This window comes from Sinorhizobium sp. NFACC03, assembly GCF_900103435.1.
GTDB lineage: Bacteria > Pseudomonadota > Alphaproteobacteria > Rhizobiales > Rhizobiaceae > Ensifer.
Map to the genome: position 1 here is coordinate 33,230 of NZ_FMXF01000008.1, position 12,802 is coordinate 46,031.

The 12,802-nt window shown below is 62.2% G+C and carries 8 protein-coding genes; 6 read left to right on the top strand and 2 right to left on the bottom strand.

Annotated elements, in window-relative coordinates; translation table 11 throughout:
- The 4 genes from BLU35_RS13015 (at position 1) to BLU35_RS13030 (ending at position 6,033) form a co-directional block, all read left to right on the top strand.
- Positions 1-912, top strand: coding sequence for an alpha/beta hydrolase family protein (locus tag BLU35_RS13015; RefSeq protein WP_093233323.1), 912 nt, complete (start codon positions 1-3; stop codon positions 910-912).
- Positions 913-1,181: 269 nt separating this feature from the next.
- Positions 1,182-3,131 (top strand): PrkA family serine protein kinase, encoded by a 1,950-nt coding sequence (locus tag BLU35_RS13020; RefSeq protein WP_034798403.1) that lies wholly within the window; start codon positions 1,182-1,184, stop codon positions 3,129-3,131.
- A gap of 25 nt (positions 3,132-3,156) precedes the next feature.
- Positions 3,157-4,476 carry a YeaH/YhbH family protein gene (locus tag BLU35_RS13025; protein WP_057251935.1) on the top strand — a complete coding sequence of 440 codons (1,320 nt, stop codon included), beginning with the start codon at positions 3,157-3,159 and terminating at the stop codon, positions 4,474-4,476.
- Between the two features lie 12 nt (positions 4,477-4,488).
- Positions 4,489-6,033, top strand: a complete 1,545-nt coding sequence (locus BLU35_RS13030; RefSeq protein ID WP_057251936.1) for a SpoVR family protein — start codon at positions 4,489-4,491, stop codon at positions 6,031-6,033.
- A gap of 186 nt (positions 6,034-6,219) precedes the next feature.
- On the opposite strand, the gene BLU35_RS13035 is transcribed toward BLU35_RS13030, so the two are convergent.
- Positions 6,220-7,143: a LysR family transcriptional regulator gene (locus BLU35_RS13035; RefSeq protein ID WP_093233324.1), complete on the bottom strand. Its 924-nt coding sequence runs from the start codon at positions 7,141-7,143 to the stop codon at positions 6,220-6,222.
- A gap of 318 nt (positions 7,144-7,461) precedes the next feature.
- On the opposite strand from BLU35_RS13035, the gene BLU35_RS13040 reads away from it, so the two are divergent.
- Positions 7,462-9,915, top strand: a complete 2,454-nt coding sequence (locus BLU35_RS13040; RefSeq protein ID WP_093233325.1) for a penicillin-binding protein 1A — start codon at positions 7,462-7,464, stop codon at positions 9,913-9,915.
- A 1-nt stretch (position 9,916) separates the two neighbouring features.
- A complete protein-coding gene (locus BLU35_RS13045; RefSeq protein WP_093233326.1) occupies positions 9,917-11,653 on the top strand; it encodes a peptidoglycan D,D-transpeptidase FtsI family protein in 1,737 nt (578 codons plus the stop codon).
- Between the two features lie 81 nt (positions 11,654-11,734).
- Here BLU35_RS13045 and BLU35_RS13050 read toward each other — a convergent pair whose 3' ends face one another.
- Positions 11,735-12,790, bottom strand: a complete 1,056-nt coding sequence (locus BLU35_RS13050; RefSeq protein ID WP_093233327.1) for an ABC transporter substrate-binding protein — start codon at positions 12,788-12,790, stop codon at positions 11,735-11,737.
- Positions 12,791-12,802: the final 12 nt, after the last annotated feature.

Here is a 12,802-nt window from a genome sequence, read left to right on the forward strand (position 1 = left end):
ATGTCCTTCTCCGCCGAGCGCCTGCGCACGCTTCTCGGTCTCGCTGATACGGAACTGTTCCTGGATGTCTGCGTGATGGAGGATCGTGGTTCTTACATCGTCGAGAGGCTGCGCTTTCGCACACCTCGCAACGGCGCTGAAATCCGCGGCTTTCTGACACGACCACCTGTCAACGACGGGCCTCGACCAGCGATCCTCTACGCCCATGCCCATGGCGGACGCTACGAGATCGGCGCGAACGAACTGCTTGATGGCCGGCCGGCACTGCTCAGCCCGCCTGGGCCCGTTCTCGCGGAGCACGGCTTCGTTACCCTGTGCATCGACATGCCGACGTTCGGAGAGCGCTCGATCGTAAGAGAGAGCGCCGCGACGAAGGCTGCCCTCTGGTATGGCGGAACCCTTTTCGGCCAGATGCTTTCCGAGCAGCAGGCAGCGCTCACTTGGCTTTCAATGCGTGACGACGTCGACCCCGCGCGCATCGGCATGACCGGGATCTCGATGGGTGCCACCCTCTCCTACTTCCTGGCTGCGCTCGACCCGCGGATCGCGGCAATCGCCCACCTCTGCTGCTATGCGGATTTCGCCACGCTCGTCGCAACCGGCGCTCACGATCTGCACGGCCATTATCTCACGATCCCCGGTCTGCTCACGGAGACCTCGACTGGCGAAATCGCCGGGCTCGTTGCACCGCGGCCACAATTGATCTGTGTGGGGCTCGACGATCCGCTGACGCCGCCGCAGGCGGTGGAGCGGGCCCATGCCGCAACGCGCGCCGCCTATCGGGCGGCTGGCGCCGAGCGCAACTTATCCTTGGTTGCAGAGCCCGGCATCGGCCACGCCGAAACGCCGACCATGCGGGATGCAGTTCTGGCCTTCCTCTCCCACCACCTCGGCGCGCCAGTCAGCGGCTGAGGAAACCAACTCTTCGTGCGCGGGCGGCAAGCATGGCTTTCAGGCCTCGCGAAGGTCGATCGTGCCGACCTTCTTGCCCCACCACCACCGGTCCGATCAGGATTTCGTGATGTCGCAGTCACGATTTTTCATTCATCGAAACAACCCCTTCGAGAATCACCAGAAAGCGAGTACTCTGAGGGAACATTGCGCATGGGACGCCGTTTATTCGAATGAGCGAGCCGATAAGCAGCGATCCCCGTCTCAGCCAGCGGCCGCGGGAGAGCATGATGCAAAAGAGCGAATGCGACGTTTTTGATCTCTTCTCGGAGATCTATACCAGTGCAGCGCAAGAAGAAATCAGCCTTCAAGAATACCTCCTCGCATGTCGCGACGACAAAAGCATGTATGCCACCGCGCAAGAGCGGATGGTCACTGCCATCGGTAATCCAACCCTGATCGATACCAGCGCGGACGAACGTCTCGGCCGCATCTTTTCAAACCGGACCGTCAAGATTTATCCATCCTTCGCCGATTTCTACGGCATGGAAGACACGATCGAGCGGATCGTCGGTTACTTCCGCTATGCTGCCCAGGGGCTCGAGGAGCGCAAACAGATCCTCTATCTGCTCGGACCGGTCGGCGGCGGCAAGTCGTCACTCGCCGAGCGGCTGAAGAAATTGATGGAGCTGCAGCCGATCTACACGCTGGCAGTCGGCGGCAAGGTCAGCCCCGTCTTCGAATCCCCCCTCGGCCTCTTTCACCCCGACCGCATGGCCGACTTGCTCGAAGACAAATACGGGATCGGCAGGCGCCGTCTGACCGGTCTGATTTCGCCCTGGGCGACGAAGCGGCTCGACGAAGTCGACGGCGATATCTCCAAGTTCAGTGTGGTCAAGCTGATGCCATCGCGGCTACGCCAGGTGGCGATCGCGAAAACGGAACCCGGCGACGAGAACAACCAGGACGTTTCCTCGCTGGTCGGCAAGGTGGACATCCGCCAGCTTGAAAACTACAGCCAGGCCGACCCCGACGCCTATTCCTACAGCGGCGGCCTCAACCGCACGACGCAGGGGCTGCTCGAGTTCGTCGAAATGTTCAAGGCGCCGATCAAGGTCCTGCATCCCTTGCTGACGGCGACCCAGGAAGGCAATTACAACGGCACTGAAAGCTTCGGCGGCTTCCCCTATCAGGGCATCGTCGTTGCGCACTCCAATGAGTCCGAATGGCTGCAATTCAAGAACAACAAAAACAACGAGGCCTTCCTCGACCGCATCCTGGTCGTCAAGGTGCCCTACTGCCTGCGCGTCACCGAGGAACGGCAGATCTACGAGAAGCTGCTGCGCGAAAGCGAGCTCACCAAGAGCCCCTGCGCGCCGGAAGTGCTGGAAAGCCTCAGCCGCTTTACCGTCTCGACCCGGCTTGCCCGCCACGAGAACTCGCCGCTCTATACCAAGATGCGGGTCTATGACGGCGAGAACCTGAAGGACACCGATCCCAAGGCGAAGTCCGTTCAGGAATATCGCGACGCCGCCGGCGTCGACGAGGGTATGACCGGCATCAGCACCCGCTTTGCCTTCAAGGTGTTGTCCGAGACCTTCAACTACGACACCAAGGAGGTCGCGGCCGATCCGGTGCACCTCATGTATATCCTGGAACAGGCGATCCGCCGCGAACAGTTCCCGAAGGAGACCGAGGCGAGCTATCTCGATTTCATCAAGTCCGAGCTTGCCTCGCGCTACGCCGAATTCATCGGCCACGAAATCCAGAAGGCCTATCTCGAATCCTACAGCGAATACGGTCAGAACCTCTTCGACCGTTACATCGCCTATGCCGACGCCTGGCTGGAAGACCAGGACTTCAAGGATCCCGACACGGGGCAGATCCTCAACCGGGAGATCCTCGACAGCGAGCTGTCGCAGATCGAAAAGCCGGCCGGCATTGCCAACCCCAAGGACTTCCGCAACGAGGTCGTAAAGTTCACCCTGCGCGCCCGCGCCAAGAACCATGGGCGCAACCCCTCCTGGACGAGCTACGAGAAGCTTCGCGACGTGATCGAGAAGCGCATGTTCGGCCAGGTCGAAGACCTGCTGCCGGTCATCAGCTTCGGCTCGAAGAAGGACAGCGCCTCCGAGAAGCAGCATGCCGAATTCGTCCAGCGCATGACCGAACGCGGCTATACCGAGCGTCAGGTCCGGCGGCTGGTCGATTGGTACATGCGGGTCAACAAGGCGGGCTGACGATGCCGAAGCAGGGGATTGGTATATGCCGAATTTCATCGACCGGCGGCTCAATCCGAAGGATAAGAGCCTCGGCAACCGACAGCGTTTTCTGAAACGGGCCCGCGAGGAACTCAAGCGGGTCATCAAGGAACAGGTCAAATCCGACAGGATCATCGACGTCGATGCCGCGCACGGCGTACCGATGCCGACCGACGGTGCCAGTGAGCCGACATTCCAGCCGGCCCGCGGCAGCGGCGAACGTAACTATGTGCTTCCCGGCAACAAGCAGTTTTCGGCAGGCGACCGCCTGCCGAAGCCGGAAGCGGGTGGGGGTGGAGGCGGCAAGGGCCGCCCCGGCACCGGAGAAAGCGAAGACGACTTCCAGTTCATCCTGTCGCGCGAAGAGGTGCTGGATCTCTTCTTTGAGGATCTGGAATTGCCCGACATGGTCAAGCTCAGCCTCAAGGAAACGGTGACGTTCAAACCACGTCGCGCAGGCTTTGCCACCGCCGGCACGCCGACCAACATCAATGTCGGGCGGACGATGCGCAACAGCTTCGGCCGGCGCATGGCGCTGCATCGGCCCAAGGAAAAGGAACTGACCGTCCTTTCCGAGGAGATCGCGCGGCTGGAGGCGGCGCCGGAGATTTCGCCGAAGGACCGCCAGAGGCTCAGCGAGCTTCGCAGCGAACTGGAGAGGATCGAGCGCAAGCGGCGGCGCATTCCCTATGTCGACCCGGTCGACATCCGCTTCAACCGCTTCGAACAGCAGCCGCTGCCGAATGCCAATGCGGTGATGTTCTGCCTGATGGATGTCTCGGCCTCCATGGGCGAACGCGAAAAGGATCTCGCCAAGCGCTTCTTCGTGCTTCTGCACCTGTTCCTGAAACGGCGCTACGAACGGATCGACATCGTCTTCATCCGTCACACGGACGAGGCCCGCGAGGTCGACGAGGAGACGTTCTTCTACAGCACCCAGAGCGGCGGCACGATCGTCTCGACCGCGCTCGAGGAGATGATCAGGATCATCGAGGACCGCTACCCCTCGCAGATCTGGAATATCTATGCCGCGCAGGCCTCCGACGGCGACAACATCATCGGCGACAGCGAGCATTGCGCAGCGCTCCTCCGGGAGAAACTGACGAAGCTCTGCCAGTACTACGCCTATGTCGAGATCATCGACGAGCGAGAGACGGAGATCTTCGGATCGACGGACAACGGCACTGCGCTCTGGCGTGCCTATCGCACGGTGGATGGCGAGAAGTCGAATTTCCAGATGACGCGCATCGCCAAGCCCGCCGATATCTACCCGGTCTTCCGCAGGCTCTTTGCCCGGCAGCCGGCTACACGCACCCGGAAATGAGGGGACGACCGGATGGCTCGACGTGCGACTTCAGGCCTCCTGTTCCAGGGCTCGGACTGGAACTTCACGACCCTTTCGCGTGCCTATGATGCGATCGAGCAAGTCGCGCTTGAGGAAATGGGCCTCAGCGTCTACCCGAACCAGCTGGAGATCATCACCTCCGAGCAGATGCTCGACGCCTATTCCTCGGTCGGCATGCCGCTCATGTACCAGCACTGGTCCTTCGGCAAGCGCTTCGCCTATGAGGAGCACCACTATCGCAAGGGGCACCGCGGCCTCGCCTATGAGCTGGTGATCAATTCCAATCCCTGCATCACCTATCTCATGGAAGAAAACACGATGGCGATGCAGGCGCTGGTCACGGCGCATGCCGCGTTCGGCCACAATCATTTTTTCAAGAACAACTACCTCTTCCGCCAGTGGACCGATGCCGGTGCGATCCTGAGCTACATGGATTTCGCCAAGAAATACGTGACCAAATGCGAGGAGCGGCACGGCACCGCCGCCGTCGAGGCGATCCTCGATTCGGCCCATGCGCTGATGGACCAGGGCGTCTTCCGCTATCGCCGGCCGCCGCGGCTCTCCTCCGAAAAAGTTCGGGAACGGGCGCGGGAACGGCTGGAATATGAGGAACAGACCTATAGCGATCTCTGGCGAACGCTGCCGCAGACGGCCGAGAGCCATGACCCGGCCGAGGCCGAGCGGGACGCTTCCGAACGCAAGAAGGTGCTCAACCTGCCGGAAGAGAACCTGCTCTATTTTCTCGAGAAACACAGCCTGATCCTGGAACCGTGGCAGCGGGAATTGCTCCGGATCGTTCGGGTCATCGCGCAATATTTCTACCCGCAGCGGCAGACGAAGGTGATGAACGAGGGCTGCGCGACCTTCGTCCACTACACCATCATCAACCGGCTCTACGACCAGGGCCGGATTGGCGAGGGCCACATGCTGGAACTCTTGCAGAGCCACTCCAACGTCGTCTTCCAGCCGGATTTCGACGACCGGCGCTATCCCGGCATCAACCCCTATGCGCTCGGCTTTGCAATGATGCAGGACATCCAGCGGATCGCCACCGAGCCGACGGCCGAGGACCGCGACTGGTTTCCGTCCTTTGCCGGCAACGGTGACTGGATGGAGACGCTGCGCGATGCCTGGGCCAACCACCGCGACGAATCCTTCATCCTGCAGTATCTGAGCCCGGCCGTTATGCGCAAATTCCGGCTGTTCCATCTCGCGGACCGCGCGTCCGAGCGTTTTGTCGAGGTCGCGTCGATCCACAACGAACGCGGCTATTCGGCGGTTCGCTCGGCGCTTTCCAACAGCTACGACGTCGCCGCCAACCAGCCTGATATTCAGGTGATGGACGTCGATCTGCTGGGGGACCGGCACCTTCGATTGCAGCACAACATCAAGAGCGGCATCGTGCTCGAAGAGGGAAGCCGTAACGCGACGTTGCGTCATGTGCGCCACCTCTGGGGCTACGAGGTCAGCCTCGCCGGCGTCGACCCGCAAACCGGCCGCACAGTGTATGAGTATTCGACGGCAAAGGATGGCTGAGCAAGACGCGAGCGGGCTGCCTCTCCCCGTTAATGCCGGCAAGGGCGGCGCCCTGGCACAAACGGGCATCACAAGAATTCAGGGCAGACATTAGAATTATTTGGTCTTATGGCAGCCTCAAGCACGTGCGCGCTGCGCCGCGAGGCGCAACCCGGGTCTACGCCTCCAAGGAAAAGATTTTCCGTCTCAGCCGGCGAGCGCGTCTTGTGCCAGAGGTGGCGACAAGGCCGCTGCCTGCTGTGCTGCCGCAGCAGCCAGCCATTCGCTGAACGCCTGCATCGCCGGCGTGACCGGACGTGATTTCAGCCGCGTCAGCCAGTAGCTACCCATCGAGGTGTGGACGTCGAAAGGCTGTCGGATCGTGCCGTTCGACAGCAACCGCGAGAACATCAGTGGGGGCGCGAGTGCCACGCCAATCCCCTGGGCTGCAGCCTCCATCATCGCCAGCGAACTATCGAAGACGATGCCCTTCAGCAGCGGCGCCGGATAGGCAATGCCGGCCGCTTCGAACCAATTCACCCATTCGTCGGCCCGGTAGGACCTGAGCAGCGTTTCGTTCAGGAGATCGGCGGGCGTCTTCAGCCGATCGGCGATCTCGGGAATGCAGAGCACGGAAAGCGGCGCCTCGAAGAGCCGCGTCGCCTCGATATTATGCCAGGAGCCGCCGCCGAAGCGGATGGCGAAATCCAAGCCTTCCGCGGCCATGTCGACCCGGTTGTTGTTGGTCGAGAGCCGGACATCGATGAACGGGTATTTGGCCTGGAAGTCGGCAAGCCGCGGTAACAGCCAGCCGACGGCAAAGGTGCCGACGGCGCCGATCATCAGCACTTCGCGAATGTGCCCGGCCTCGAAGCGCTCAAGCATATCCGCCATCCGATCGAAGGAATCGCGCAAGACCGGCAGCAATGCCTCCCCCTCTGCCGTGATCATTAGTCCGCGCGGCAATCGCTTGAATAGGGTGACGTTCAGCCGGCTTTCGAGCAGCTTCACCTGGTGGCTCACCGCAGCCTGCGTCACGCAGAGTTCGATCGCCGCACGGGTGAAGCTCAAATGCCGCGCCGATGCCTCGAAGGCGCGCAGCGCATTGAGCGGAAGATATGGCCTGACCATGAATGCCCTAACTCATCTAATGGGTCTCGCAAATAAACGTGGTTTGTTGCTCGGGCACAATCCCTTTACGGTGAACTCCATCGGCTGACGCGGCTGTAGCTCGGCAACGTCAACTCAGAAAGGTGCGGCTGATCGCACCGCTTACGGGGATCGATCCCATGCGCCGTTTCGCCTGGCCATAGCGCCCAAACGCATCGTCTCCGCAGCCGACATCACGCATGCCGGCGAAGCCAAATGCCGTTCCAAGACAGGCCGCGAGCCGCACGGACATCCGTGCCGGCCAGGCTGTCTATTATCCCAAAGGTCCGTTCCGCCCTTATGAAGTTGATCGCAAACCTGCTTGGTACATCCCTCAATCTCGTGACCGTCGTCGCACTCGCGGCGGCCACGGTCGTCGCAGCGTTGACGCGACACCTGCCCGATCACCGCACGCTCGCGAACTGGGAACCGGCAGTCACCACCCGCCTCTATGCCGGCGACGGCACGATGGTCGGAGAACTCGCGCGTGAACGCCGGCTGTTTCTGCCGATCGGCGCGATCCCCGCCCGCATCCGCCAGGCATTCCTTTCGGCCGAGGACAAGAATTTCTACGCCCATCCCGGAATTGACGTTGCGAGCATCGGCACGGCGCTTCTGTCCAATCTCGCCAACTACGGTTCCGGCCGTCGCATGATCGGCGGCTCGACGATCACGCAGCAAATCGCCAAGAATTTCCTCCTGTCTTCCGACCGGACAGTGGAGCGGAAGCTGCGCGAAGCGATCCTTTCGCTGCGGATCGACCAGACCTATTCCAAGGACCGTATTCTCGAACTCTATCTCAACGACATCTACCTCGGGCGCGGCGCCTATGGCGTGGCACAGGCGGCGCTCACCTATTTCGACAAGCCGGTGAGCGAGCTCTCGGTTTCTGAGGCCGCCTTCCTCGCCGCCCTCCCGAAGGCGCCCAACAATTACAATCCCGATCGCCAGGCGGAGCGCGCAGTGGGCCGCCGCAACTGGGTCATCGACCAGATGCGCCAGAACGGCTTTGTCGACGCAGCGGCGGCTGCCCAGGCGGCGGCAGCTCCTCTCGGCGTCGATCGGCGCACGCCATCGCCCGCCGTCGCCGCTGCCGACTACTTCACCGAAGAAGTCCGCCGCCAGCTCAACACCCAGTATGGCGAGGCTGCACTCTACACCGCCGGCTTTTCGGTGCGCACCACGCTCGATCCGCGGCTGCAGGAAGCTGCGATGAAAGCGTTACGCAAGGGCCTCGTCGCCTATGACCAGGCGAAAGGCTACCGCGGCCCGGTCGCCAGAATATCCTCGATCAAGGACTGGCCTTCGGCGCTCGCCAAGCTCCGGCCGCTTTCCGACGTGCCGGAATGGCGGCTGGGCGTGGTGCTCGCCGCCGGGAAGGCCGACGCGGAAATCGGTCTCCGCCCGGAGTCCACGGCGTCAAACGGGATCACCCCGGCAGAGACCATAGGCCTTGACCGGAAAGGCGCCACCTGGGCGCTCTGCCGCTCGGCCAAGGGAAAGCACAACTGTGCCGCAGGCATCGATGGCGTTCTGACGCCCGGCGATGTCGTCTATGTGGAGAAGCAGGAGGACGGCTATGTCCTGCGGCAGCCGCCGCTCGTTCAGGGCGCGCTCGTTTCCATGGATCCGAACACCGGTCGCGTGCTCGCAGTCGCCGGCGGCTTTTCCTACATACAGTCGGAATTCAACCGCGCGACGCAGGCCTATCGCCAGCCCGGCTCATCCTTCAAGCCCTTCGTCTATGCCGCCGCTCTCGACAACGGCTATGCGCCGACGACGCTGGTGATGGATGCGCCGATCGCCCTTGCCGACGGTGCCGGCAGGACATGGAAGCCGAAGAACTACGACGGGCGCTTCAGCGGTCCTTCCACCTTGCGCGTCGGGCTGGAAAACAGTCGCAACCTGATGACCGTGCGTCTCGCCCGACATCTCGGCATGGATCTCGTGGCAGATTACGGCAAGCGCTTTGGCATCTATGACGAGCTCGAACCCTATCTGCCGATGTCGCTCGGCGCCGGCGAGACGACGCTGTTGCGGTTGGTTTCGGCCTATGCGGTCATCGCCAATGGCGGCAAGGCGGTCACGCCCTCGATGGTCGACCGCATCCAGGACCGCTACGGCCGCACGATCTTTCGCCACGACCAGCGCCGCTGCGACGATTGCAACGGCGCCGACTGGACCGGCCAGGAAGAACCTGTGCCGGTCGACGATCGCGACTATGTGCTCGATCCGATGACGGCCTATCAGGTCACCTCGATGCTGCGCGGTGTGGTGGAGCGCGGCACTGCCAGGAATGTCGGCTCGCTCGGTGTGCCGATCGCCGGCAAGACCGGAACCACCAATGACGAAAAGGACGTCTGGTTCGTCGGCTTCACCCCGAACATCGTCACCGGCGTTTTCCTTGGCTACGACACGCCGAAGCCGATGGGCTATGGTGAAACCGGCGGCGGTCTCGCCGCACCCATCTTCATCGACTTCATGAAGATAGCCCTTCAAGGGCGTCCGGCGGCCGATTTCCACGCGCCACCAGGCATGATGCTGGAGGCGATCGACAGGAAGAGCGGCCAGCCTGTGCCCGAGGGCACGCCCGGAGCCATTATCGAATCCTTCAAGCCAGGGACGGCCCCCTGCATGAGCGGGTGCGCCGTCATCGACGGTTTCGAAACGGCGAGCACGTCGGCCACCGCCGACCCAGACCTCTCCCCGGAACTGCGTGAAAAGCTGCTCACCAACGGCAACGGGCTCTATTGATATGGTACGTCAGGTTCAGTCCCGCCCGGATTATCGCGGCCGGCTCCTGTTTGTCATCGGTGCTTTCGCGCTCGTCTTCGGGCTCATGCTCGCGCGCCTCGTCCAGCTTGGCGTCGCGGACTATGAGCGGACCGGCTACATACCGCCGCCGCCGAGCCTCGGCCGTCCATCGATCCTCGACCGAAACGGCAATCTTCTGGCGATCGACGTGCCGAGTTCCGGGCTTTATGCCGAACCACGGCTGATCGTCGATGTCGACGAGGCCGTCGAGAAGCTGACCGCGATCTTCCCTGACATCGACGGGCGCGATCTCTACCGACGGCTGAAGAGCGGCGCAGCCTTTGCCTGGATCAAGCGTCAGGTAACGCCGGCGGAGGAACAGGCCATCTGGAACGCCGGCATTCCCGCTATCGGCTTCCAGCGCGAGAAGCAGCGCTTTTATCCCAACGGATCGCTCGCCGCCCATGTGCTCGGCACCGTCGACATCGACAATATCGGCATTGCCGGTATCGAGAGATGGATCGAGGGACAGGGTCTGGAGGTCCTGCGCCAAAGCGGTATGGATCTCTCCCACCGCAATCTCGAGCCGGTGAGTGTCACGCTCGACATCCGCATCCAGCACGCGCTCGAGACCGAGCTGCGCAAGGCGATCGCCAAGTTCAGCGCCAAGGCGGGCGCCGGGCTGGTGCTTGATGTCACCAATGGCGAGATCCTGGCGCTCGTTTCCTATCCCGATTTCGACCCGAATCTGCCTGTCGATGCGCTGAAGCCCGATCGCATCAACCGCATCGCCGCCGCCACCTTCGAGATGGGCTCGACCTTCAAGGCGCTGACGACGGCGATGGCGCTCGATTCGGGCCAATTCACCCTTCGCTCCGTCATCGACGCGAGCAGGCCGCTCGCCTTCGGCCGTTTCCGCATCAACGACTATCGCGGCCAGTATCGGCCGCTGACGCTGCCCGAAGCCTTCATCTACTCCTCCAATATTTCGATGGCGAAGATGGCGATTGCCGTTGGTCAGGAAAATCTGCGGACGTTCCTGACGCGGTTCGGGCAGATGTCGCGGCTGACGACCGAACTGCCGGAAAGCGCCCATCCGCAATTGCCGCGGCGTTGGGGCGAGATCGATACGGCAACCGCCTCCTACGGTCACGGTATCGCCGTCACGCCGCTGCAGGCGAGCATCGCGGTTGCGGCGCTCGTCAATGGCGGCCGTCTCATAAGGCCGACGCTCATCAAGGGCGCGCCGCTCGAAGATCGTCTGCTGGCCCGCGACCTGATCAAGCCGGAGACCGGCGAGGCGCTGCGTTACCTGCTGCGGCTCAACGCCAAGACGGGCTCGGCGAAACGGGCGGGGGTTAAAGGCTATTTCATCGGCGGCAAGACCGGCACGGCCGAGAAGGTCGTGGGCGGACGCTATTCGAAGGAACTCAACATCACGTCCTTCATGGGCATCGTCCCGGTGGATAACCCGCGTTATCTCCTGCTCACCTTGCTCGATGAGCCGAAGGGCCTGCCGGAAACCTATGGTTTCCGCACCTCGGGCTGGAACGCAACACCGCTCGGAGGTGCGGTCTTCGAGCGCATCCTGCCGATGCTTGCGCTGATGCCCGATTTCGAGATCGCCGATGTCAGCTTTCCTGATATCAGCAGCCAAGGCGCTTTCGGCTCACAGCTCTTTCCGTCGTCGACAAGCAAGGGCGAACGCAACAGCCGTCCCATCGACGGCGCGCTCTGACGCGCGCCTTGCCTGAACGCAGCAACGCCCCCGTGGCTTCCACGAGGGCGTGTGCATGCGCGAACAAAAGTTAGCTAATGCTTACCTTTCGATCATGCGGTTCCAGCGCTTGTTCCATTCCTGCCGGTTCTGGTTAATTGCATCCCAATCGAGAACCTTGGCGGTCTCCATGTTGGTCTTGAAGGTCGCAAGCTTCGCGTTCGCCGCATCCGTACCAGCCTTGGCATTGATGTTCGACGGGATGATGTTGCCGTTGTCGAGCGCCAGGCTCTGCGCCTCGGCCGAAAGCAGGTAGTGGGCGAGCTTCTGGCTGAGTTCCGGCTCGCTGTTGTTGGCGATCACGCACTCGGTGACGGCGAGCACGACCGAGCCTTCCTTTGGCTGCGCGTATTCAACCGGAATACCCTTGTCCTTCAGGTTGTTGACGGCCGTCGGCGTCAGCGGGAAGATCGCCGCCTCGCCGGTCTGCACCATCTCCGAGATCTTGGCCGAGCTCGGGATGAACTCGATGACGTTCTTGCCGATCGTATCGGAGAACTTCTCGAAACCGGGCTCGACATTGGTCTCGCTGCCGCCCTGGATGCGGTTGAACATCAGGAAGGCGTGCAGGCCGAAGCTCGATGCCGAAGCGGACTGGAACACGACGGCGTTTTCGAACTTCGGATCGGCCATGTCCATCCACGACGTCGGCGCCGGCCAACCCTTCTCGTCGAAGAGCTTCTTATTGTAGGCAAGCCCGGTCATGCCCATGTCGACGCCGATCGCCATGTCGTCCTTGAGGCGCGCGGACGGCTGGATCTGGTCGAGCACCGGATCGGCGGCAATCTTCTGGCAGAGGCCGCCGCCGATCGCGCGCACCATCACGCCGTCGTCGAGCAGCATGACATGCATCTGCGGATTGTCCTTGGCGGCCGTCGCCTTTGCCAGAATATCGGCGGAGGTGCCGGGCACGACGACGACCTTGACGTCGTTCGCCTTCTCGAAGGGCGGCAGCACGTGTTCGGTATAGGCACGCTCGAAGTTGCCGCCGTTCATGCCGATATAGAGCGTCTTGGTTTCCGCCGACGCAGCGTTCTGCTGCAGGACAAAGGCCAACAATGCGAGGGCCGTGGTTTTGGTAAGCCGTTGGTCGATCATGGTATTCCCCTT

Bases quoted from the DNA above. Each gene is read 5' to 3' on its own strand.
- BLU35_RS13015 (WP_093233323.1), top strand. From the start codon at position 1: ATGTCCTTCTCCGCCGAGCGCCTGCGCACGCTTCTCGGTCTCGCTGAT.
- BLU35_RS13020 (WP_034798403.1), top strand. From the start codon at position 1,182: ATGCAAAAGAGCGAATGCGACGTTTTTGATCTCTTCTCGGAGATCTAT.
- BLU35_RS13025 (WP_057251935.1), top strand. From the start codon at position 3,157: ATGCCGAATTTCATCGACCGGCGGCTCAATCCGAAGGATAAGAGCCTC.
- BLU35_RS13030 (WP_057251936.1), top strand. From the start codon at position 4,489: ATGGCTCGACGTGCGACTTCAGGCCTCCTGTTCCAGGGCTCGGACTGG.
- BLU35_RS13035 (WP_093233324.1), bottom strand. From the start codon at position 7,143: ATGGTCAGGCCATATCTTCCGCTCAATGCGCTGCGCGCCTTCGAGGCA.
- BLU35_RS13040 (WP_093233325.1), top strand. From the start codon at position 7,462: ATGAAGTTGATCGCAAACCTGCTTGGTACATCCCTCAATCTCGTGACC.
- BLU35_RS13045 (WP_093233326.1), top strand. From the start codon at position 9,917: ATGGTACGTCAGGTTCAGTCCCGCCCGGATTATCGCGGCCGGCTCCTG.
- BLU35_RS13050 (WP_093233327.1), bottom strand. From the start codon at position 12,790: ATGATCGACCAACGGCTTACCAAAACCACGGCCCTCGCATTGTTGGCC.